General features: G+C 68.6%; 23 protein-coding genes. 13 read left to right on the forward strand and 10 right to left on the reverse strand.

Translation table 11 applies throughout. The features are described 5' to 3' along the window. Positions 1-5 precede the first annotated feature (5 nt). On the forward strand, positions 6-563 hold the full coding sequence (locus tag G6N18_RS22450) for a M15 family metallopeptidase (RefSeq protein WP_083001808.1): 558 nt from the start codon (positions 6-8) through the stop codon (positions 561-563). A gap of 116 nt (positions 564-679) precedes the next feature. Here G6N18_RS22450 and dapD read toward each other — a convergent pair whose 3' ends face one another. Beyond that, a complete protein-coding gene (gene dapD, locus G6N18_RS22455) occupies positions 680-1,624 on the reverse strand; it encodes a 2,3,4,5-tetrahydropyridine-2,6-dicarboxylate N-succinyltransferase (protein ID WP_083001810.1) in 945 nt (314 codons plus the stop codon). A 24-nt stretch (positions 1,625-1,648) separates the two neighbouring features. Here dapD and dapE point away from each other — a divergent pair, with 24 nt between their 5' ends. The 4 genes from dapE (at position 1,649) to G6N18_RS22475 (ending at position 6,281) form a co-directional block, all read left to right on the forward strand. Then, positions 1,649-2,713, forward strand: coding sequence for a succinyl-diaminopimelate desuccinylase (gene dapE, locus G6N18_RS22460; RefSeq protein ID WP_083001812.1), 1,065 nt, complete (start codon positions 1,649-1,651; stop codon positions 2,711-2,713). Positions 2,714-2,792: 79 nt separating this feature from the next. Continuing rightward, on the forward strand, positions 2,793-4,424 hold the full coding sequence (locus G6N18_RS22465) for an ABC-F family ATP-binding cassette domain-containing protein (protein WP_083001814.1): 1,632 nt from the start codon (positions 2,793-2,795) through the stop codon (positions 4,422-4,424). Positions 4,425-4,463: 39 nt separating this feature from the next. Then, entirely contained in the window at positions 4,464-5,591 is a 1,128-nt protein-coding gene (locus G6N18_RS22470; RefSeq protein ID WP_083001816.1) for a hypothetical protein, read from the forward strand. 12 nt (positions 5,592-5,603) lie between these two features. Beyond that, complete coding sequence (locus G6N18_RS22475) at positions 5,604-6,281, forward strand: hypothetical protein (protein ID WP_083001818.1); 678 nt, start codon at positions 5,604-5,606, stop codon at positions 6,279-6,281. Positions 6,282-6,287: 6 nt separating this feature from the next. On the opposite strand, the gene G6N18_RS22480 is transcribed toward G6N18_RS22475, so the two are convergent. Together G6N18_RS22480 and G6N18_RS22485 are read right to left on the reverse strand one after the other, a co-directional pair. Continuing rightward, positions 6,288-7,061 carry an ESX-1 secretion-associated protein gene (locus G6N18_RS22480; protein ID WP_083001820.1) on the reverse strand — a complete coding sequence of 258 codons (774 nt, stop codon included), beginning with the start codon at positions 7,059-7,061 and terminating at the stop codon, positions 6,288-6,290. 58 nt (positions 7,062-7,119) lie between these two features. Continuing rightward, positions 7,120-9,210 (reverse strand): AAA family ATPase, encoded by a 2,091-nt coding sequence (locus G6N18_RS22485; RefSeq protein ID WP_083001822.1) that lies wholly within the window; start codon positions 9,208-9,210, stop codon positions 7,120-7,122. Positions 9,211-9,382: 172 nt separating this feature from the next. Here G6N18_RS22485 and G6N18_RS22490 point away from each other — a divergent pair, with 172 nt between their 5' ends. From G6N18_RS22490 to G6N18_RS22520, 7 genes are all read left to right on the forward strand, one after another. After that, complete coding sequence (locus tag G6N18_RS22490) at positions 9,383-9,955, forward strand: cytokinin riboside 5'-monophosphate phosphoribohydrolase (RefSeq protein ID WP_083001906.1); 573 nt, start codon at positions 9,383-9,385, stop codon at positions 9,953-9,955. 37 nt (positions 9,956-9,992) lie between these two features. Beyond that, complete coding sequence (fadD6, locus tag G6N18_RS22495; protein WP_083001824.1) at positions 9,993-11,774, forward strand: long-chain-acyl-CoA synthetase FadD6; 1,782 nt, start codon at positions 9,993-9,995, stop codon at positions 11,772-11,774. 71 nt (positions 11,775-11,845) lie between these two features. Then, positions 11,846-12,721 (forward strand): dihydropteroate synthase, encoded by an 876-nt coding sequence (gene folP, locus G6N18_RS22500; protein ID WP_083001825.1) that lies wholly within the window; start codon positions 11,846-11,848, stop codon positions 12,719-12,721. Next, entirely contained in the window at positions 12,718-13,668 is a 951-nt protein-coding gene (locus G6N18_RS22505; RefSeq protein WP_083001827.1) for a glucosyl-3-phosphoglycerate synthase, read from the forward strand. Before folP ends, G6N18_RS22505 begins: the two co-directional genes overlap by 4 nt. 40 nt (positions 13,669-13,708) lie before the next feature. After that, positions 13,709-14,068 carry a DivIVA domain-containing protein gene (locus G6N18_RS22510; RefSeq protein ID WP_067221752.1) on the forward strand — a complete coding sequence of 120 codons (360 nt, stop codon included), beginning with the start codon at positions 13,709-13,711 and terminating at the stop codon, positions 14,066-14,068. Further along, entirely contained in the window at positions 14,065-14,730 is a 666-nt protein-coding gene (locus G6N18_RS22515; protein ID WP_083001829.1) for a DNA-3-methyladenine glycosylase I, read from the forward strand. Before G6N18_RS22510 ends, G6N18_RS22515 begins: the two co-directional genes overlap by 4 nt. 113 nt (positions 14,731-14,843) lie before the next feature. Next, complete coding sequence (locus tag G6N18_RS22520; RefSeq protein WP_005059648.1) at positions 14,844-15,011, forward strand: DUF3117 domain-containing protein; 168 nt, start codon at positions 14,844-14,846, stop codon at positions 15,009-15,011. Here G6N18_RS22520 and glgA read toward each other — a convergent pair. Beyond that, entirely contained in the window at positions 15,001-16,182 is a 1,182-nt protein-coding gene (glgA, locus tag G6N18_RS22525) for a glycogen synthase (RefSeq protein ID WP_067221758.1), read from the reverse strand. The genes G6N18_RS22520 and glgA overlap by 11 nt on opposite strands. 116 nt (positions 16,183-16,298) lie before the next feature. On the opposite strand from glgA, the gene glgC reads away from it, so the two are divergent. Next, a complete protein-coding gene (gene glgC / locus G6N18_RS22530) occupies positions 16,299-17,513 on the forward strand; it encodes a glucose-1-phosphate adenylyltransferase (RefSeq protein WP_067221760.1) in 1,215 nt (404 codons plus the stop codon). Here the strand turns inward: glgC and G6N18_RS22535 are convergent. From G6N18_RS22535 to G6N18_RS22560, 6 genes are read right to left on the reverse strand one after another with little or no spacing between them, the layout of a single operon-like run. Further along, on the reverse strand, positions 17,510-18,097 hold the full coding sequence (locus G6N18_RS22535; RefSeq protein ID WP_083001908.1) for a DUF4126 domain-containing protein: 588 nt from the start codon (positions 18,095-18,097) through the stop codon (positions 17,510-17,512). The two genes, glgC and G6N18_RS22535, sit on opposite strands and share 4 nt — an antisense overlap. 32 nt (positions 18,098-18,129) lie before the next feature. Further along, complete coding sequence (locus G6N18_RS22540; RefSeq protein WP_083001831.1) at positions 18,130-18,804, reverse strand: methyltransferase family protein; 675 nt, start codon at positions 18,802-18,804, stop codon at positions 18,130-18,132. Positions 18,805-18,806: 2 nt separating this feature from the next. Next, the gene (locus G6N18_RS22545) at positions 18,807-19,481 is read right to left on the reverse strand and encodes a methyltransferase family protein (RefSeq protein ID WP_067221765.1); all 675 of its coding nucleotides are present in this window, start codon (positions 19,479-19,481) and stop codon (positions 18,807-18,809) included. Positions 19,482-19,497: 16 nt separating this feature from the next. Then, positions 19,498-21,114, reverse strand: a complete 1,617-nt coding sequence (locus G6N18_RS22550) for an ABC transporter permease (protein ID WP_083001832.1) — start codon at positions 21,112-21,114, stop codon at positions 19,498-19,500. Beyond that, the gene (locus tag G6N18_RS22555) at positions 21,111-22,049 is read right to left on the reverse strand and encodes an ABC transporter ATP-binding protein (RefSeq protein WP_083001834.1); all 939 of its coding nucleotides are present in this window, start codon (positions 22,047-22,049) and stop codon (positions 21,111-21,113) included. Before G6N18_RS22555 ends, G6N18_RS22550 begins: the two co-directional genes overlap by 4 nt. After that, positions 22,012-22,707: a TetR/AcrR family transcriptional regulator gene (locus G6N18_RS22560; RefSeq protein ID WP_083001836.1), complete on the reverse strand. Its 696-nt coding sequence runs from the start codon at positions 22,705-22,707 to the stop codon at positions 22,012-22,014. Before G6N18_RS22560 ends, G6N18_RS22555 begins: the two co-directional genes overlap by 38 nt. Between the last annotated feature and the right edge of the window lie 3 nt (positions 22,708-22,710).

The raw sequence follows: 22,710 nt of genomic DNA on the forward strand, positions 1-22,710 counted from the left end.
GCCTCATGTGCACGCTCGCGCTCGCTTCAGTGTGCGCAATTGCCGCGTGCAGCACACCCGAACCGGCGCCGACTCCAGGACCCGCCGTCGGTCAGGAACCGCTGAGCATCGGACCGGCCGCGCAGGACACCGTCGGCGGTTGGCTTCCCGAGGGCACGACGCTGAGCCCGTTTGACGTGGACGACCCGATCGTCGGCTGGCTGGACCCCGAACTGCTCGCGGCGGTCCAAGAGGCGGCCCGTCGGGCTCGAGCCGAGGGCATCGAGATCCGCATCAACTCGGGTTGGCGATCGAAGGGATTTCAGGAGCGGCTCTTCGCCGACGGTGTCGACCGATACGGAAGTGTGGACGTGGCAAGGGAATTCGTAGCATCCCCAGAGAAGTCGAAACACGTCACCGGCGAAGCCGTGGACATCGCGCCGGTCGAGGCCGACAGGTGGCTGATCGCCAACGGGCGCAAGTTCGGGCTCTGTCAGATCTATGCGAACGAGATATGGCACTTCGAACTGGCCGCTGTCGACGGGCGCTGTCCGCCGCTGAAGCCGAACGCGGCGGCGGGTTGAGCACGTTCGCAACCCGACGAGGGTGCGCAAAGAGCGGAATTTGCGCGGCGTGTCGTGTGCAAACACGCACGTCCCCAGCTTGCGCGTGGGCCCACGCGGAAAAAAGAGGGGGCAGGTCAGTTCTGGTGTAGTGCTTCGTTCAGCGTGATGCCGGTGCCGTCGCGCTTGACCACCTCGACGGCGCCCGACAGCGAATTACGCCGGAACAACAGGTTGTTCGCGCCCGACAACTCCCGCGCCTTGACCGTCTGACCGTCGCCGGTCTGCACCTTGGTGCCCGCCGTGACGTAGAGACCGGCCTCGACCACACAGTCGTCACCGAGCGAAATGCCGAGCCCCGCATTGGCTCCGAGCAAGCAGCGCTCGCCGACGGAAATCACCTCGGTGCCACCGCCGGACAACGTGCCCATGATCGACGCGCCGCCGCCGACATCGGACCCGTCTCCGACGACGACGCCCGCCGAGATCCGCCCCTCGACCATCGAGCTGCCCAGCGTGCCGGCGTTGAAGTTGACGAAGCCCTCATGCATGACCGTGGTGCCGGCCGCGAGGTGGGCCCCGAGCCGCACCCGGTCGGCGTCAGCCACCCGCACCCCAGCCGGCAACACGTAGTCGACCATCCGAGGGAACTTGTCGACGCCGTAGACCGTCACCGGCCCGCGCTTGCGCAGTCGCGCCCGCACGCTCTCGAAACCCTCCACCGCACACGGCCCGTGGTTGGTCCACACCACGTTGGTCAGCACGCCGAAGAAACCGTCGGCGTTCAGGCCGTGCGGCGCCACCAGCCGGTGCGACAGCAGGTGCAGCCGCAGATAGGCGTCATAGGCATCGGCCGCTTTGTCCTCCAGCGACCCGATGACGGTGCGGACCACCACGACGTGGACCCCGCGGTCGTCGTCGCGACCTGTCAGCTCGGCGAACTCGGGCGGGACCTCAGCCACCGAAAGGCGAGTGGTGCCCGACGGGCCGTCGGCGCCGAGTTCGGGTGCTGGAAACCATGTGTCGAGGACCGATCCGGCGGCGGCGATGGTCGCCAGCCCGATACCTGCAGCAGAAGTCACACGGGTAAGACTAACGTCGAGCCCGTGAGCCTCGACCTGCACGGTGACCCGGTCGCGTTGACCGCCGCCTTGGTGGACATCCCCAGCGAGTCGCGCAACGAGAAGCGCATCGCCGACGAGGTCGAGGCCGCGCTGCGTGAGCAGACCTCCCTTGAGGTCGTCCGCAACGCCGACGCCGTGCTGGCCCGCACGAACCTGGGCCTGCCGTCGCGGGTGTTGCTCGCCGGCCACCTCGACACGGTCCCTGCCGCCGACAACCTGCCGAGCCGCCTCGTCGACGGCGAACTGCACGGCTGCGGCACGTCGGACATGAAATCCGGCGACGCGGTGTTCCTGCATCTGGCCGCCACCGTGACGGCGCCGACCCACGACATCACGCTGGTGATGTATGACTGCGAGGAGATCGAGGCGTCCGCCAACGGCCTGGGCCGCATCGAGCGGGAACTGCCCGAATGGCTGCAGGCCGACGTCGCCATCCTCGGCGAGCCGTCCGGCGGCTACATCGAGGCCGGCTGCCAGGGCACACTGCGTGTGGTGGTCAACGCAACGGGCACCCGCGCCCACTCCGCGCGTTCCTGGTTGGGGGACAACGCGATTCACAAGCTCGGCGCTGTACTGGACCGGCTCGCGTCGTATCAGGCCCGCAGCGTGGAAATCGACGGCTGCACCTACCGCGAAGGGTTGTCGGCGGTGCGCATCGACGGCGGCATCGCGGGCAACGTGATCCCCGATGCCGCGTCCGTGACGGTCAACTTCCGGTTCGCTCCGAACCGCAGCGTCGCCGATGCGCTGCAACATGTGCACGAGGTGTTTGGCGGACTCGACGTGCAGATCGAGCTGACCGACTCGGCAGCCGGCGCGCTGCCCGGATTGACCAGGCCCGCTGCTGCCGCGCTGGTGGCCGCCGCCGGTGGCCAGGTGCGCGCGAAGTACGGGTGGACCGACGTGTCGCGGTTCGCCGCGCTCGGTATCCCGGCGGTCAACTACGGGCCGGGCGACCCGAACCTCGCGCACCGCGCCGACGAGCGTGTAGAGGTCGAGAAGATCACCGCGACGACCGACATGCTGCGCCGGTATATAACCGCTTGACCGCGCGCCTACTCTGGATTCATGCGGTGAGACGACGACTCCGGTGTCCCCAGTCGTCTAGGTACGAGAGATCTCACGCATGTCTTCCATCGTCTGTTCCAACCTGTCCTTCGCGTGGTCCGACGACACGCCGCTCTTTGAGCAGCTGTCTTTCACCGTCGGCGAGGGCCGCACCGGTCTGGTCGCCCCGAACGGTGCGGGCAAGAGCGCGCTGCTCAAGCTCATCGCCGGCGAGCTCACGCCCACGGCCGGCGCCGTCACGGTCGACGGCACCCTCGGTTACCTACCCCAGACGCTGCCGTACGACGGCCAGCGGACCGTCGCGGAGATACTCGACATCGCCCCCGTCGTCGAGGCGTTGAACGCGCTGGCCGGCGGGGAGACCGACGCCGACCTCTTCACCACGATCGGCGACGACTGGGACATCGAGGAGCGGACGCGGGCCCAACTCGACCGGCTCGGCCTCGACCACGTCTCGCTCGGCCGGCGGCTCGGCACGTTGTCCGGCGGCGAGGTCGTCACCATCGGGCTCGCCGGTCAGCTGCTCAAGCGTCCCGATGTGTTGCTGCTCGACGAGCCGACGAACAACCTCGACGTCGACGCGCGGCACCGGCTCTACGACGCGCTCGGCGACTTCACCGGCTGCCTGTTGCTGGTCAGCCACGACCGCGTGCTGCTGGACCGGATGGACCGCATTGCCGAGCTTCACAACGGTGAAATCACCTTCTACGGCGGCAATTTCACCATGTACGCCGAGTCGGTGAGCGAACAGCAACGTGTCGCCGAGAGCGAGGTGCGCAGCGCCGAACAACACCTCAAACGCGAGAAGCGGGAACGGCAGCAGGCGCGCGAGCGGGCGGCCCGGCGAGCCGGTACCGCGGCGCGCAACCTCAAGGACGCCGGCCTGCCGAAAATCGTTGCGGGGGCGAGGAAGCGGCGGGCCCAGGAGTCGGCGGGCCGCATCGATGGGGTCAACGCGGCGCGCGTCAGCGACGCCAGAGCCCGCCTCGACGAGGCCGAGCGGGAGGTGCGCGACGACGACGTCCTCGTCCTCGATCTGCCCGATACCGATGTGCCCACCGGACGTGTTGTCCTCAGCGCCAACGGACTACGTGCCCGCGCAGGCGGGCGGACGCTGCTCGCGGACGTCGACCTGTCGGTCCGCGGTCCCGAACGCATCGCGCTGACCGGGCGCAACGGGACGGGCAAGTCGACGCTGCTGCGCATCCTCAGCGGTGATCTGGAACCTGACGACGGCACGGTGCAGCGCGCCGACGGTCGGGTGGCATACCTGTCACAGCGGCTCGACCTGCTGGATCCGCGGTGCACGGTCGCCGAGAGCCTGGCCGCGTATGCGCCGAGCCTTTCGCACACCCGTCGTATGCACCTGCTGGCGCAGTTTCTGTTTCAGGGTGATCGGATCCACCTGCGGGTGGGTGCGCTGTCCGGCGGCGAGCGGCTACGCGCGACTCTGGCCTGCGTGCTCTACGCCGAACCGGCGCCACAACTGCTGCTGCTCGATGAGCCGACCAACAACCTCGACTTGGTCAGCGTCGGGCAACTCCAGTCGGCGCTCAACGCTTACCGGGGCGCGTTCATCGTCGTCAGCCACGACGAGCGGTTCCTCGCCGACATCGGGGTGCAACGTCGGCTGCAGCTGTCCGACGGCCACCTCGAATCAGCGCACCGAGGGGTGTCGAGGGCACGGTAAATTTGACGCCCGTAGCGCGTCACGAAAGGGGGTCGCATCATGGGAATCGCTCCCGATTCCAGTCCGTACGGCTCGCAGACCGTGACCGGTCCCGGCTGGCCGAACGTCGACGAGGAGACGCTGGCCGCGGCCGCGGCGTCGTTTGAGGCGCTGGCCGCCAAGATCAGCGGCAGCGTGGTGCCACAACAGCAGAGCCAGCTGATGCACATGTCCGATTCGTGGGAGGGCGCCGGGTCGCTCGCCGCGGCGGGGGAGGCCACCACCATCATCGGCGGCCACGAGGCCAATGCCGCGCACGCGGCCGCGATCGCGGTCAAGCTGCGCGCGATGGAGGCCACCGTCGTCAAGACGAAGATGCTGGCGAACACGATCGCGCAGGAAGTCCAGCACGAGTGCGAGGCCATCGCGGCGATGCCGTTCAGCAATACACAGGAGCTGGTGCAGAGCCGCGTCAAGATGGGGTTGTCGCAGAACATCGCCAACGTGACGACCAACACCACCGAACTCGCCAGCACCCTCGCCGTACCGCCGAGCATCCCGCTCTTCGGTGCCCCGCCTGTGCCGGGCGGCAAAGAAGCCGAGGACAGCGGCGAGGAGGCCGCGAAACAGGCCGGCGACGGCTCGCAGCAGGCCATGCAGATGATGAGCCAGATGGGGTCGATGGCCGCGCAGTTGCCCATGCAGATCGGCCAGTCGCTGATGCAACTACCCCAGCAGATGGGCCAGCAGCTTCAGCAGCTCTCGCAACCGCTGCAGCAACTCACGTCGATGTTCGGCCAGGGCGGCAAGGCCGACGCGCTGGGCGCCGCCGGGCTGCCGTTCTCGTCGTTCTCCAACCATCCGCTGGCCGGCGGATCGGGTGCGGGCGGCGGTTCGGGCATGGTGCGCGCGGCGTCGCTTCCCGGCTCCGGCGGCGCGCCTCTGCAGACGCCGCAGATGGCGAATCTGGTCGGCAGCAAGCCCGTCAGCACGGCGCCCGCCGCGGAAGGCGCGATGGCCGGCTCCGCTGTGGCTGCCGGCGCCGCGCCGATCGCCGCAGGCGGCGGGATGGGCGGGATGGCCCCGATGATGGGTCAGCGCGGTGACAGCGGAGGCACCGTGGCGGGCCTGATCGTGCCCGACCCGCTCGAGCATGACCTCGACGAAGACGACGATGACGACTGGTGACGAGGAGCGCGAATGAGCAGCCCGCTGAGAAAGCCCGAGAGCATCAGCTGGAACGCCGCGGCGGTCGAACTGCCGGAGATCCCGATGATTCCCGCCGGGCAGGATGCGATGAGCGCCACCATTTCGGCCGTGTTGCCCACGCTGGCCGCCGAGCTGACGGCCAACGTCGCAGCGCTGTCGGCGAAGGAGAACACGTTCTCCGGCAAGGTGGGCGCCGCGCAGGTCGCGTATCAGAACTCCGAAGACGCCGGTTCGCAGTCGGTCGGCCAGATCGTCGGGATGCTCGGCCAGGTCGGCCAGCAGGCCGGTCAGATGGGGCAGATGGCGGGGGCGCCCGCACAGGCGCTCGGCGGCCAGACCGGGATGTTCGGATCGCTGATGCAGCAGGCCATGCAGGGCGCTCAAGGGGCGGGCGGCCAGTCCGCAGGCGGTCAGGGTCCGGGCTCGGGCGGCACGGCTGCCGGTCCGGCCGGCGCGACCGCGCAGCAACCGCGCGACGAAACACCTGGCGGCGCAAGGGAACCCGAACCGGGTGAGCGTGACGAACGTGACGAACGCCAACCGCTGCACCACGCCGACGACCGTCCGTGGGCCGGCGCGGCCGGGCCCGAGGGCACCGGAGCGGGCCCGGTCCCGGTGACGCCGCGGGAGCCTGGACGAGGCGACGACGAGATCGCCCGCAACGTATAGCGGCTGCTAGTCGACCTGCGGGCGCGTCTGCGCCGGCTGCGGCCGCTGTGGCTCGGCCGGTACGTCCGGCGCCCGACCGCTCGCCGCCGCGCCCGCATCAGCGTGGCCGACCGGCTGGTCGTCGATCGCGCGCTCGGTATGCGGCGTCCGATCCTGCGCCCGGGACTCCTCAGCGCGGTCGTCTGCGGCGTCGCGCATGTCTTCGTCGTACGCGTCACGGCGCGTCTCGGCGTCGGCCGTCGAGCCGGCGGCGCCTTGCACGGCCTGCATGACCTGCTGTGGAACCTGGCCCAACCCTTGCGCGAGGCCGGCCAGTGACGCCGTCAGCCCGCCGACCGCCTGCCCCACCTGCTGGCCGACCTGGCCGAGCAGCTGGCCGGCCATCTGATCGCCGCCCGCCGGACTTGTGGTTGCTGCCGCGGGCCCGGCCGGGGCCGCAGGGCGGCCGGCACCGCCCTGTGGTGACTCCAGGGCTTCGGCGGCGGCGCGCAACTTGTCGGCGCCCGCCTGGTCACCCTCGTCGTACCTGCGAGCGGCCTCGCGCAGCAGCTCGGAGATCGTCTCGCCGGACCGGGCGGTGGCTTGCACGGTGCCGCGTCGGGTGCCGAGTGCGCTCGACAGCGCGGCGCCCACCGCGGAGGCGATGGTGCCGTGGCTGGCCTGCACACCGGCCGCTTCACTGGCGTCGGTGCCGATCACCTGCGACAGGTCCGTCGCGACCCGGTCGTGGATTTGGGCGTAGGACCGGACCCCGTCGGTCTGCACATTCAACTGGCTCATCTGCACCTCCGTCGAAGTCACAGTCTAGGGCCGCGACCGAAGCGTCTCCGACGCCAATTCAACGGTGCTCATCGCTCTGCGCGGCCGCGTCGGCCGCGGCACCGTGCCACCCGGCCGCCGCGTAGCTCTGCGACACCTCGGCCAGCGCGGCCGCATCACGCGCGGCGAGCGCCCGGCCGTGCGCCAGTGCCAACCGTCCGGTCGCGCAGTCGCATTCGGCGCTGAGCCGCCCGATGGCGTCGCCGGCGCGCACGTCGCCCAGCCGCACCGCGTCGAGCAGGGCGCGCAACGCGACGGCCGTCTGCCCGCCCCGCTCCGCGCTGCGCACCGCCTCGCGGGTCGCGGCGACGGCGCCGTGCCGGTCGCGTCGCGCCGACATCGTCCACGCCCGCGCCACCGCCAGCTCCGGGGCGAACAGCATCGACTTGAGGCCATGTCGAGATTCAGCGCGCGCCAACGCTCTTCCCGCCTCGACGCCGGCGCCGAGCTGGCCCAGCGCCTGGGCCAGCAGCATCCAGGCCAACGGAGCCCACGAGTAGCCGGTCGGCGACAGGACGGAGGCCGCGCGGCGCAGCAGCCGCACCGCGTCGTCGAGCTGCCCCTTGGCGATCAGCACGTCGGCCACCAACACCTCGCCGATCGCCCGGCCCGGTTGCTGCAGCTGCGCGAAGTCGGTGAGTTGCCGGGCAAGCTCATGCGCCCGGTCGAGTTTCCCGGCCATCACCAACGCCGTCGTCTGGCCAAAGCCACTGGTGAACCGCAGCAGCCCCGGGTGTCCGGCGGCGATCGCACGGTCGGCCAACGCGTCGACCTCGGCGAAGCGGCCTGTCCGCGCCGAACTCAACGCCGCGGCGGCCGCGGCCCAGCCGACCGCGGTGTCGTCGGCCGCCGGCGATGCCAGCACCTCGTCGGCGAGTTCCACGGCCCGCGACACGCTTCCGGCGTTCATCGCGAACGTCGCCGACAACGCGTCCAGCGTGGTGCGGGCCATCGGCGACGTCACCCGATTGCGCGTCGCACGCAGGAACGCCGTCGCCCGTTCCGGCTCGGACAGCATCCAGAATTGGTTCGCGGCCCGCGGCAGCGCCCATGCCATCAACTCGTCCTCCGAGAGCGCGGCGCTGTCCACCTCCGCGAGCACCGCGTCGGCGTCACGACCCCGGCCCTGCCAAGCCAGCGCATAACCCAGCGTCAGCCGCGTCGACAGATCCGGTGCGCGATGCAGCGCGGCGCGGGCGAGCCGTTCGCTGAGCGCCAGATCGCCAAGCCGCAGTGCCTCCGCGGCGGCCGCGGCCACCTCGGCGGGCTGCTGCGGGTTGTCGCTGTCGACCGCCAGCACCGCTCGGCGCAACCGGTCGACCGCGGTGTCGCCGGCCCGCGCCGCGAGCCGGTCGACGACCTCACCGCGCAACCGCCGCAGCTCCGGGCCACCCAACGCGTTGCGCACCGCGTCGGCGAACAGCGGATGTGCCGGACGCACCCAGCCGTCGTCGACGACGACTGCGCCATGAGTCGACGCGTTGTCGACGGCGTCGCGTCCGGCGAGGGCTTCGAGTTCGGCGAGGGCCAGCGGGTCGTCGACTGCGAGGTACTCCAGCACGCGGTGTGCGACAGTGGGCAGGGCCGCGACGAACTCTGCGACCCGAGCGGCCAGCCGGCTGTCGTCGTGACCCGGCGGCTCCAGCCCGATGCGCTCGACGAGCTCGTCCTCCCACAACGCCGAGACCCCTTCGGCCATCACGCCGTTCGGCGCCACCGACACGATCAACTTCGCGGCTGCACCGACCGCGAGCTGATACACCAGCGCCGCTGACAGCGTGTCGAGCAGATGGGCGTCGTCGATCACCAGCAGGCGTCCGTCACCGAGAGACTCACGCGCACAGCGCAACACGTCTGCCGTCTTACCAGTTTCGGGCACCTCGATCAGGTGGCTGACCGCCGCGAACGGCACCGCAGCCATCGGCGTGGTCGCGGTCACCCAGTCGACGCGTGGGTACTCCGCTCCGAACCGGTCCACGGCCGCGCGCGCCAGCGTCGTCTTGCCTACGCCGGCAGGCCCTATCAACACCGCACCGGAACGGTTGCGCAGCCCGGCGCCGATCGAATCGAGTGCCGGTCCGGGCGGCGAGGTGACCCACTCAATCGGCACCGCCGGAGTCTATGGCCAAATCGATCGCCGCACTCCTCAACGCGGCCGGGGCCGCTTGATCGTCGTCCGGCTAAATCGATCGCCGCACTCTCCCCCGCAAGCGGGAGGTGCCCCCACAACGCGGCCGGGGCCGCTTGATCGTCGTCCGGCTAAATCCGGCTAGGTTGTGCTCGTGTCCGGCGAACCTGACCGTCAATGGGCGGTATGCGTCTACTGCGCGTCGGGGCCGGCGCACCCCGAACTTCTCGCGCTGGCCGAGGAGGTCGGCGGGGCGATCGCCGAGCGGGGCTGGAGCCTGGTCTCCGGCGGCGGAAACGTCTCGGCGATGGGGGCGCTCGCCGTCGCGGCCAGATCCCGCGGGGGGCACACCATCGGCGTCATCCCCAAAGCGCTGGTGCATCGCGAGGTCGCCGACGTGGACGCCGACGAACTCGTCGTCACGGACACGATGCGTGAGCGCAAGCAGGTGATGGAAGGACGCGCGGACGCGTTCATCGCGCTGCCCGGCGGCATCGGCACCCTCGAGGAGTTCTTCGAAGCCTGGACAGCGGGCTATTTGGGTATGCATGCCAAACCGGTCGTGCTGCTCGATCCGATCGGGCATTACGACGGTCTGCTGGCCTGGTTGCACGGATTGCTCGACACCGGCTACGTCGCGCGGGAGGCACTGGACCGACTGGTCGTCGTGTCCGACGTCGAGTCGGCCATGGCAGCGTGCGCGCCGCGGCATGACCAGGGTCACTAGGGTGTGCGACAAACGAAAAGCGGAGGGACGAACGCACATGACCGAGAAGTCGGGGGGCCGCAGCAGCGTCGGGTTGCTGGACATCGCTGCCAGGATGCCGGGCCTGATCGTGGACGTGCCGACAATCCTGCGCGGCGTGGTCACCGGCTTCGGCGCGCGGCCGTCGGCGAAGACGTCGATCGGCAGGGTGTTCCAGGAGCGCGCCGCCCGCCACGCCGACAAGGTGTTCCTGAAGTTCGGCGACGAGCAGGTCACCTACCGTGAGGCCAACGAGACCGCGAACCGCTATGCCGCGGTGCTGGCCGCCCGCGGTGTCGGGCACGGCGACGTCGTCGGCATCATGTTGCGCAACTCGCCCGAATCCGTGCTGCTGATGCTGGCTGCGGTCAAGTGCGGTGCGATCGCCGGCATGCTCAACTACCACCAGCGCGGCGATGTGCTCGAGCACAGCCTCGGCTTGCTGAACGCGAAGGCCGTGGTCGCCGAGACCGATTTCGTCGAGCCGATCACCGAGTCCGGCGCGGACACCTCGGGCCTGATCACCGTCGACGAGCTGAAGCGCCTGGCCGCCACCGCGCCCACCGGCAACCCGCCCACCACCGCGGCGGTGCTGGCCAAGGACAAGGCCTTCTACATCTTCACGTCGGGCACCACCGGCATGCCCAAGGCCAGCGTGATGACCCACTACCGCTGGCTGCGCGCACTGGCCGGGTTCGGCGGCCTCGGCATGCGGCTGACCAGCAAGGACACCTTGTACTGCTGCCTGCCGCTGTACCACAACAACGCGCTGACGGTCGCGCTGTCGTCGGTGCTCAACTCGGGTGCCACGCTGGCATTGGGCAAGTCGTTCTCGGCGTCGAAGTTCTGGGACGAGGTGATCCGCTACGACGCCACCGCGTTCGTCTACATCGGCGAGATCTGCTCCTACCTGCTCAGCCAGCCGGAGAAGGACACCGACCGCGCCCACAAGGTCCGGGTGATGTGCGGCAACGGTCTGCGCCCGGCGATCTGGGACGACTTCACCGAGCGGTTCGGCATCGAGCGGGTGTGCGAGTTCTACGGCGCCAGCGAGGGCAACACCGCGTTCGTCAACGTCTTCAACGTTCCGCAGTCGACCGGCATCTGCCCGACGCCGGTGGCGTTCGTGGAGTACGACCCGGAGACCGGCGACCCGCTGCGCGACGACAACGGCCGCGTCAAGAAGGTGCGCAACGGTGAGGCGGGGCTGCTGCTGTCCAAGGTGAGCAGCTTCCAGCCGTTCGACGGCTACACCGACAAGAAGGAGTCGGAGAAGAAGTTGGTGCGCAACGCTTTTCGTGACGGCGACGTCTGGTTCAACACCGGCGACCTGATGCGCTCGCAGGGTTTCGGGCATGCGTCGTTCACCGACCGGCTCGGTGACACCTTCCGGTGGAAGGGCGAGAACGTGGCCACCACCGAGGTGGAGTCGGCGATCTCGGCCGACCCGCAGGTCGAGGAGTGCACGGTGTTCGGCGTCGAGGTGGAAGGCACCGGCGGCCGCGCGGGGATGGCGGCGATCCAGCTCAAGGAGGGCCAGGAATTCGACGGCAAGGCGCTGGCCAAGGCCGCCTACCGCAAGCTGCCCGGGTATGCGGTGCCGCTGTTCGTTCGGGTGGTCAAGGAGCTCGCGCACACGTCGACGTTCAAGAGCCAGAAGGTCGACCTTCGCAAGGAGGGCTACAACGTCGAGGAGATCGACGACCCGATCTACGTGCTGTCCGGCCGCGACGAGGGCTACGTCGAGTTCTACGACGAGTACCCCAAAGAGGTCGCCGACGGAAAGAAGCCCAAAAACTAGCGACTTGTGGAGCCACACGGCGGTGAGCGCCGCTAGAACTCCACAAATCACGCCGGCCGTAGCCTGGAAGCGTGCAGTCGACGTTCCTCGGCCGACCGGTCGCCGGTGACCGGGCGCTGATCATGGCGATCGTGAACCGGACGCCGGACTCGTTCTACGACCGCGGCGCCGCGTTCACCGACGACGCCGCCAAGGCCGCTGCGCACCGGGTGATCGAGGAGGGCGCCGACGTCGTCGATGTCGGCGGGGTCAAGGCAGGACCGGGCGGACTCGTCGATGCGGACGAAGAAGTCGCCCGCGTCGTGCCGTTCATCGAATGGCTGCGCGGCACCTATCCCGACCAGCTGATCAGCGTCGACACCTGGCGCTCGGTGGTCGCGAAACAAGCCTGTGCGGCCGGTGCAGACCTGATCAACGACACCTGGGCCGGCCACGACCCCGCGTTACCCGAGGTCGCCGCGGAATTCGGCGCCGGGCTGGTGTGCTCGCACACCGGAGGCGCCCAACCGCGGACAAGGCCATTTCGGGTCAACTACGGGATCTCCGAACGCGGCGTCGTCGACGACGTGATCGCCGAGGTGACCGCGGCCGCCGAACGGGCGGTCGCGGCCGGTGTGGCGCGCGACGCGGTGCTGATCGATCCAACCCACGATTTCGGCAAGAACACTTACCACGGTCTTATTTTGTTGCGCCACGTGAAAGAGCTTGTAAAAACTGGGTGGCCGGTCCTGATGGCGCTGAGCAACAAGGATTTTGTCGGGGAGACTCTGGGTGTGGGTTTGACCGAACGCCTGGAGGGCACCCTTGCAGCCACCGCCCTGGCGGCCGCAGCCGGAGCCGCGATGTTCCGGGTGCACGAGGTCGCACCGACTCGGCGCGTACTGGAGATGGTCGCGTCGATCCAGGGCGGACGGCCGCCGACGCGCACGGTGAGGGGACTGGCATGACACTCACTCCGGAACTGCCCGGCACCGCGATCCGCACTGGACGGTGGCTGGCCGACCACAGCTGGAACCGTCCGTCGTGGACCATCGCCGAACTCGAGGCCGCCAAGAGGGGCCGCACCATCTCGGTGGTGCTGCCCGCGTTGAACGAGGAAGACACCGTCGGCAGCGTCGTCGAGACCATCGCGCCGCTGGCGGGTGGGCTGGTCGACGAGCTGGTCGTGCTCGATTCGGGTTCCACTGACGACACTGAGATCCGCGCGTTGGCCGCCGGCGCCCGGGTGGTCAGCCGGGAGGCCGCGCTGCCCGAGGTGGCCCCGCAGCCCGGGAAGGGTGAGGTGCTGTGGCGCTCATTGGCCGCGACCACCGGCGACATCGTGGTGTTCGTCGACTCCGACCTGATCGACCCCGACCCGATGTTCGTGCCCAAACTGGTCGGCCCGCTGCTCACCGCCGACGGCGTGCACCTGGTCAAGGGCTTCTACCGCAGGCCGCTGAAGGTCAGCGGCAGCCAGGACGCCAACGGTGGCGGGCGCGTCACCGAGCTGGTGGCCCGGCCGCTGCTCGCCTCGCTGCGCCCCGAGCTCAGCTGCATTCTGCAACCGCTGGGCGGTGAGTACGCCGGCACCCGTGAGCTGTTGACGTCCGTACCGTTCGCGCCCGGCTACGGAGTGGAGATCGGGCTGCTCATCGACGCCTACGACCGGCTCGGCCTGGATGGGATCGCCCAGGTCAACCTCGGCGTGCGGACGCATCGCAACCGGCCGCTGACCGAGCTCGCCACGATGAGCAGGCAGGTCATCGCGACGCTGCTGTCGCGGTGCGGGGTGCCCGACTCCGGTGTAGGGCTGACGCAGTTCTTCGCCGACGGCGACGACTACACGCCGCGGACCTCGGCGGTGTCGCTCGCCGACCGCCCACCGATGGCGACGCTGCGCCCCCGCGGGTAGTCGGCCGATTTTGTCGCAGCCCTGAGGCAGTATCGACAGCGTGACCCTGGTTCTGCTGTATCTGGTCGTACTGGTCCTGATCGCTGTGGTGTTGTTCGCCGTGGGCAGCGTGCTGTTCGGCCGCGGTGAACCGCTGCCGCCCCTGCCGCGGGAGACCACCGCCACGGTGCTGCCCGCATCGGGTGTGACGGGCGCCGACGTCGACGCGGTCAAGTTCACCCAGACGCTGCGCGGCTACAAGACCAGCGAGGTGGACTGGGTGCTCGACCGGTTGGGCCAGGAGCTCGACCAGCTTCGCGGCCAGCTCGCGACGCTGCGCGCCACCCATGGCATCGATGACGACGAGCCCGTCGAGGGTGGTGCGCACGCGCTGCCGTCCGAGGAGGGAACGGAATCATGACCGCCACGACGGAGCTCGCCGCCGAACCCGACGGTCGCAGCCGGTGCGCCTGGATCGACGAATCACGGCTTGCGCCCGCCGATTTCGTGCTCTATCGCGACTATCACGACACCGAGTGGGGGCGACCACTGCGTGACTCGGGCGCGCTGTTCGAACGGGTCAGCCTGGAAGCGTTTCAGAGCGGGCTGTCGTGGCTGGTGATCCTGCGCAAGCGGGAGAACTTCCGGCGCGCGTTTCACGGCTTCGACGTCGAGCACATCGCCCGCTACACCGAACGCGACATCGCGCGGTTGATGGCCGACGCCGGGATCGTGCGCAACCGCGCAAAGATCGAGGCCACCATCGCCAACGCGCGGGCCGCGGTCGCCCTCGCCGACACCGGGGTGGAGCTCGCCGAGTTGTTGTGGTCATTTGCGCCGCCGCCCCGGCCGCGGCCCGCCGGGTTCGCCGACGTTCCGGCAGTCACCCCGGAGTCGACCGCGATGGCCAAGGAACTGAAGCGTCGCGGCTTCCGCTTCGTCGGCCCGACGACCGCCTACGCCTTGATGCAGGCGACCGGAATGGTCGACGACCACACCGCGAACTGCTGGGTGCCGGCGACGTCGCCACCGTCTCCGGAGACGGCCATAGCCGGGTCTTTGCACACCGAACACCGCCGATAGGGAACAATAGGGGAGTTCAGTAGCAGTTCAGTGCCGGGAGCTGTCAAACGGGTGGGCAGTCTCGGCCCCGACCGAGCCCGCAAGCGGGCCGGCTCATGTGGAGGGAGCACTCGATGGCGGCGATGAAGCCCCGGACCGGCGACGGTCCACTGGAAGCAACCAAGGAGGGGCGCGGCATCGTGATGCGGGTACCACTGGAAGGCGGCGGGCGACTGGTCGTTGAGCTCACTCCCGACGAAGCCGCCGCGCTCGGGGACGAGCTGAAGAACGTCACAAGCTAGTGAGCTCGCTGTCGGACACCTTGCGGTAGATCTCCAGCGTCTGTTCGGCGATGTGGGCCCAGGAGAACTCGTCGATGCAACGCTGCCGCCCGGCCCGACCGTATCGGCGCGCCCGCTGCGGGTCGGCCACCAGCTCGTTGACGGTCGCGGCCAACCGGGTCTCGTATCCCGTCGGGTCCTGCGGGTCGTAGTGCACCAGCCGCCCGGTGTGACCGTCGGCCACCACCTCCGGGATGCCGCCGACATCGGAGGCCACCACCGCCGTCGCGCACGCCATCGCCTCCAGGTTCACGATGCCCAACGGCTCATAGACCGACGGGCATACGAAAACCGTTGCTGCGGTTAATATTTCGCGAATCTTGACGATCGGAAGCATCTCGCGTACCCAGTACACCCCGGCGCGGGCCCGCGAGAGCTGAGCAACGGCCTGGGTCACCTCGGCGGCGATCTCCGGGGTGTCGGGCGCTCCTGCGCACAACACCAGCTGGATGTCGGGGGCGAAATCGTGTGCCGCAGCGATCAGATGCGCGACGCCCTTCTGTCTGGTGATCCGCCCGACGAATGCCGCGATCGGGCGCGTGGGGTCGACGCCGAGTTCGGCCAGCACCGATTCGCCCGGCTCCGGCGTCGCGGGATACCAGACCTCGGTGTCGATTCCGTTGCGCACGACATGGACCCGGTTCGGATCCAGTGCGGGATAGGTGCGCAACACGTCGTCGCGCATGCCGGAGCTGACCGCGATCACCGCGTCGGCGGCCTCCACTGCCGTCTTCTCCACCCACGACGACACCCGGTAGCCGCCGCCGAGCTGTTCGGCCTTCCACGGCCGCATCGGCTCCAGCGAGTGGGCCGTCAGCACGTGCGGGACGCCGTAGAGCAAGCCGGCGAGATGACCGGCCAGGCCGGTGTACCAGGTGTGCGAGTGCACGACGTGAGCCTGGGCCGCGGCGTTGACCATGTTCAGGTCCGCCGAGAGCATGGTCAGCGCGGCATTGGCGCCCAGCAGCGCCGGGTCGGGTTGGGCAACAATCGCGTCGGGCCGCGGTGCGCCCATGCAGTGCACGTCGACGTCGCATAGGTGGCGCAACTGAGCGACCAACTCGGTGACGTGCACCCCCGCCCCGCCGTAAACCTCGGGTGGGTACTCCCGGGTCATCATCGCCACCCGCATGGTTGTAGACGATAGTTACGGCGGCGGGCCGCCGCAGGCTTGTGCCGCGCCTGCAAGTGACTGACTCAGCACACCAATGCCTGGCCCCGGACAGAACCGGCCGATAGGTTTGAAGCATGAGGGAATTGCCACACGTGCTGGGCATCGTCCTGGCCGGCGGTGAGGGCAAGCGGCTCTACCCGTTGACCGCGGATCGGGCCAAGCCCGCTGTTCCCTTCGGCGGCGCCTACCGGCTCATCGATTTCGTGCTGTCGAATCTGGTCAACGCGCGATATCTGCGCATCTGCGTGCTGACGCAATACAAGTCGCATTCGCTCGACCGTCACATCTCGCAGAATTGGCGGCTTTCCGGCCTCGCCGGCGAATACATCACACCGGTGCCCGCTCAGCAGCGGCTGGGCCCGCGGTGGTACACCGGCTCCGCCGATGCGATCTATCAGTCGCTGAACCTCATCTACGACGAGGATCCGGACTACATCGTGGTGTTCGGCGCCGACCACGTCTACCGCATGGATCCCGAGCAGATGGTCCAGTTCCACATCGAGAGCGGCGCGGGCGCGACGGTCGCGGGCATCCGGGTGCCACGCGCCGAGGCCACCGCGTTCGGATGCATCGACTCCGACGAGTCCGGACGCATCCGCGGGTTCATCGAGAAGCCCGCCGACCCGCCGGGCACGCCCGACGATCCCGAGCAGACGTTCGTGTCGATGGGCAACTACATCTTCACCACCAAGGTGCTCATCGACGCGATCCGCGCCGACGCCGACGACGACCACTCCGACCACGACATGGGCGGTGACATCATTCCCCGTCTCGTCGCCGACGGCATGGCGGCGGTGTACGACTTCAGCAACAACGAGGTGCCCGGCGCGACCGAGCGCGATCACGGCTACTGGCGCGACGTCGGAACCCTCGACGCGTTCTACGACGCACACATGGACCTGGTGTCGGTGCACCCGGTGTTCAACCTCTACAACAAGCGCTGGCCCATCCGCGGCGAGTCGGAGATGCTTGCGCCGGCCAAGTTCGTCAACGGCGGCTCGGCGCAGGAGTCGGTGGTGGGCGCGGGCAGCATCATTTCCGCGGCGTCCGTGCGTAATTCGGTGTTGTCGTCGAACGTCGTCGTCGACGACGGAGCGATCGTCGAGGGCAGCGTGATCATGCCCGGCGCCCGGATCGGCCGCGGCGCAGTTGTGCGCCACGCGATCCTGGACAAGAACGTCGTCGTCGGCCCGGGCGAAATGGTCGGGGTGGATCTGGACAAGGACCGCGAACGGTTCGCGATCAGCGCCGGGGGAGTGGTCGCGGTCGGCAAGGGCGTCTGGATCTAGCCGCGGCCTGCTCGGGCGCGGCGTCGCCTGCGCACCAGTCGGACCGCCGCCCACACCAGTAGCGCCACGGCCACCAACACCAGCACCGGCAGCAGGATCGCCAGAAAGACCAGGCCGACGCTCACGCCGTCCTCGACGGTACTCAGGACCGGCGCCGCGACCCCCGCGGTGGCGACGTTGGCAGCGGGGCGCACCGCCGATTTCGTCAGCGACACGACGAGGGCCACGACCACCCCGATGACCACCGGGACCCACTGCCCGGACTGTGCGAACGCGCCGGGATCGGCGACCGCAGACGTCTGCGCGGCGGTGCCGGATCCGAACACGATGCCGCCGGCCGTCGGTCGCACGAAGGTCTGAATGGCGTCATTGACGCTGTCGAGGGCGGGGATCTTGTCGGCGACGATTTCGATCACCAGCAACACCGCGACGATCGCCATCACCCAGCCGTTCTCGAGCCAGGCCCAGCCATGCGGCAGCGCGACGAGGTCGGTGAACCGCGACAGCAGCCCGAGCGCCAGCAGCGGGATGTAGGCGTTGAGTCCTGCGGCGGTGGCCAGGCCCAGGCCGGTCAGCAGTTCCACATCGGCATTATGCGCCGGGCAGACCACCAACTTCACCAGACATAGGGCACCAACCGGTAGCGGACCTTCTGCGTGTACTCGCGGTAGCCGGCGAGATCGCGTGTGAGCAGAGCCTCCTCGTCACCAATCCGAAGGACGAGGACAGCGAGGCCGACGGGGACGAACACCAAACCCCACCAGGAGCCGAGAGCGAGCGGGACGCCGATCATCAGGATCACATTGCCGAAGTACATCGGGTGCCGGACGAATCCGTACCAGCCCGTGGATGACAGCTGTTGGCCCGATTCGACGGTGACATTTGCTGCGGCGTAATCATTCTGGATGGTGACCAGCATCGCGATCGTGAGTCCGCCTGCGACGAGGACGAGTCCGACGATCGAAACGACGGCGGGTACCGAGGACCAACCGAAGCGGAAGTCCAGCGCGCTCACCGCGATCATCGCGCCCATCGAGATGAAGGCGATGGCGATGACGAGTTTCTGCAGAGGTCGTGTCTCGGCTTGCGGACCCGCTTGCATGCGTCGGCGCAGCGCCTCTGGATTCCGTCTTGCCAGATATCCACTCGGTATCAACGTGGCCGTGGCGAACACTGCAATGAACGCCCAACCGCGCCAGTAGTCGAACGTCCCCGCGAATCCAAACACCAGAAGGCCGAACACGACGAAGCCGGCAAGAGACGTAACTGACGCCTGGACAGTGGTTTTCATCGTCACCACACCCCGGGGACCAGGCGGTAGTGCACCTTCTTGGTGTACTCGTCGTAGCCGTCGAGTTCCCGTCGCAGCGCCTTCTCCTCGTCGGTGATACGGGCGGCGAACACGAAGAAGCCGGGAATGACCGTGAGCAAGCCCCAATATGAGGCCAAAGCAAGCGGCGTCCCAAGAAACATGACTAGCGCTCCGGCGTACATGGGATGACGTACAACGCCATACAGTCCAGTCGACACGACCGGTTGCTCGGCCTCGACAGTGATCGTCGCTGCCGCATAGTTGTTCTGGATCACCACGAACTCCGACAACAGGAGGCCGGCGAACACCACTGCGTTGCCGATCACGGCAACCGCCGTCGGCACCGTCGACCAGCCGAACCGGTGGTCAAGCGAGCTGATGACACCGACGGCGACAAACGAAAGCACGATGCCGACGATGATGAACTTCTGTGCGAGTCGGGTCTCCGCCCAGGGCCCTGATGTGATGCGACGCCGAAACGCTGCGGGAGACCTCACCGCCAGATACACGGTCGGCCCCATGGTGCCGACGATGAAAACCGCGATGAAGACCCATGCCTGCCAATAATCAAACGTGCCTGCGGGCAAGAACAACAGCACGCCCATGAACAGGATTCCGCCGATCGTCGACGCCAGCAGTTGCAGAACGACTTTCACTGTTCCTCCTTCTGGTTCAGACCGCGTCGCGCCGGCGATACAGCGCGCCCGCGAGCAACGTCAACGCCCCTGCGACGACGACCATGACGGCCAGCGCGGTGACCGGATAGTCCGTCGGCGCGGTGGTGCGGCCGACCGGCGAGAGGTCGATCAGCCATTGCGGCAAGCGCAGCAGTGCGCCGAGATACAGCGAGGTGACGACGAAAGCTACCGCCAGCCACCCGATCCAGGGTCGGCGCACCGCAACGGCGAACGCGGCCAGCCCTGCCATCACGGCCATCGCGGGCACGAAGGCCAACCCGGCCAGGGTCAGCCGCAGCACGGTGGCCGGTTCACCGACCGCGATACCCGCGCCCAGGCCGTTGCCCAGACCGGCGGCCAACATCAGCACAGTCGAGCCCAGCAGCGCCGATCCGATCGCCGTCGACAGCCAGCGCCACCGTGACACAGAACCGGCCAGCACCGCCTCGCCGAACCCTTTGTCCTCGTCGGCGTACACCCGCAGCACCGCGCCGACGACATACGCGCTTGCCGCCGCCGCGAGGAACTGCGTCATGGTGGTGTGGACACTGTCGGTGCCCTGCTGCGCGATGACGCGCTGGATCATCTCGTTGTTCTCCGCCGCGTCCAGCAGCGACTTGGTCATCGACCCGAACGCGAGCCCGCCCAGGAACAGTCCGACCGTCCAGCCGACGGTCTGGCCGCGCTGCAGCGTCAGGTGCAGGGCCAGCACGCCGGTGATCGGAGGGGCGTCGGGGTGCTCGCCGGTGGACGGCAGGGTGCCGTCGTCGTACTGGCGTCTGCTCTCCAGCACGGCGGCCAGCGCCATCAGGGCCACGGTCAGTGCGACCAGCAGCGCGAACGGCCACCACCGCAGGTCGACGAACGCGCGCATCTGCTGTGCCCAGGCGACGGGGGAGAACCAACTCAGCACGCTGCCCGAGTTGTCGATGACGTCGCCGATCCCGCGCACCAGCGCGGCGACCGCCAACGCCGCCATCGCTGCGCCGGTCGCGGTGCGCGCCTGTCGCCACAGTTGCGCGGTGACGGCGGCCACCGCACCGAACACCATCGCCACCCCGGTGACACCGAGGCACATCGCCGCGGTGTCGACGAGCCCGAAGCCGGTGGCCGCCATCGCCAGAGTCATCGTCACCGCCAGCACGGCGTTGACTGCGCCGACGAGGATCAGCGCGGCCGCTGTGCGGGCATACCGGCCGACGACAGACGACAACACCAACTCCGCTGCGCCGCTTTCCTCCTCGGTGCGGGTATGACGAATGACGGTGAGAATTGCGAGGATCGACGTCGCCACGATCAACGTCAGCATCAGCTCGTTGGCCATCATCGCGCCGAGGTCGGTCTCGTTCTTCCCGAACATGGGCCCGCCCATCATGATCGCGGCGGGTGTTTTCATCAGGTCGACCCGGGCAAGGCGTTGCGCCTCTTCGGGGTAAGCCAGTTTTATCGCGCCTGGCGCGTAGACCATGAGCGACGTCAGCACTGCTATCCAGACGCCGAGTCGAACCCGGTCGCGATGCAGCGCGAGGCGCAGCAGCTTGGCGGTTCCGGTCCACGCGGCGTTTGGCGTGCCGTGCCGCGTCGTGACCGGCGCGTCGATCGTGGCAGTCATCGATCGACCCCCTGATACTCGCGCAGGAACATGTCCTCCAGCGAGGCCGGCGTCACCGTCAGGTCGATGATCCCGAGATCGCTGACGAAGTCCATCGCGTGATCGAGGTCGTTGCGGTCGACCGAGAAGACGTAGTGCCCGTCCCTGACCGCGAAGTCGTGGACGAACGGGGCGCCCTGAAGGCGTTGGCCGTCGTGGCGGGTGCGCACCGTCACGGTCGTGCGCATCAGGTGCCGCAGCTCGTCGAGGGGCCCGGAGCGTACGGTGCGGCCCGCGCGGATGATCGTGACGCTGTCGCAGAGTTTTTCGACTTCGGCCAGGATGTGGCTGGACAGCAGGACCGCCGCACCGCGGTCGGCGACTTCGCCGACGCACTGCTGAAACGCCTTCTCCATCAACGGGTCCAGGCCGGATGTCGGCTCGTCGAGGATGTACAGCTCGGCGTTGGTCGAGAACGCGGCGACGATGGCGACCTTCTGCCGGTTGCCCTTGGAGTAGGTGCGGGCCTTCTTGTGCGGGTCGAGCTCGAAGCGCTCGATCAGCTGATCCCGGCGGGTCGTGTCGACTCCGTTGCCGCGCAGGCGGACCAGGAAGTCGATCGCTTGCAGCCCGGTCAGGTTGGGCCACAACGTCACATCGCCGGGCACGTAGGCGATGCGGCGATGCAACTCCACCGCGTCGTGCCAGGGATCGCCGCCGAGCAGTCGCACCGCGCCGCTGTCTGCGCGCAGCAGGCCGAGCAGCACGCGGATCGTGGTCGACTTGCCCGCGCCGTTCGGCCCGAGGAAACCGGCGATCTGGCCCGGTGCAACGGTCAGGTCCAACCCGTCGAGCGCCCTGGTGCGACCGAATGATTTGGACAGCCCGCGGATTTCGACTGCCGGGCCACCGCCTGCGTCAACCCGCTGCAGGGGCCTGGCTGGTTGAGCCGTCATAGCCGTCTCCTTCTCTGGGGGTGCTGAACGGGATACCTTTTTCGCGTTGCTCGAGGAACGCGTCGTACATCGTCGAGTCGGTCATCAGGCCGTTGGTGTAAAGCTCGAGCGCGGGCAGCATCATTTCTTCGCCGTAGTCGCGAAGCACCTCACGCAGGTCCGTGGAGGGGTGCAGTTGCAGATACAGCAGGAAGCTGCCGCCGCTCGACATCGACAGAAACCGGGCCCTGGCGCGGGGGTCGCGGCTCGGCTTGAGCAGACCGGAGCGCACGCCCTCATCCATGTACTGCTCGGCGTTGTCGATCATCTGCTGCCAGAAGGTGTTCGCGAGCTCGCTGCCCGACTGCATGCTGCGCACCAGGTACGCCATCAGCGGCGCGTACGACTCGATCTCGGACATCTGCGCGAGCCAGGTCGCCGGATCGCCGTTCTGCAGCGACTCTGTCTTGGCTTCGCGGATCACTTCGGCGACGTGCTCGTCACACGCCTTGCGCAGGCCTTCCTTGGAGCCGAAGTGGTGAATGACCAGCGCGGCCGACACCCCCGCGGCCTCAGCGATCGCCCGCAGCCCGATGTTGAACCCGTGCGCGCCCCACTGCTCGATCGCGGCGTCGCGGATCCGCGCAACGGCCGTCCGGTCGTTCGAAGCTGAACGCATGTT

This window comes from Mycolicibacterium celeriflavum, from assembly GCF_010731795.1.
Classification (GTDB): domain Bacteria; phylum Actinomycetota; class Actinomycetes; order Mycobacteriales; family Mycobacteriaceae; genus Mycobacterium; species Mycobacterium celeriflavum.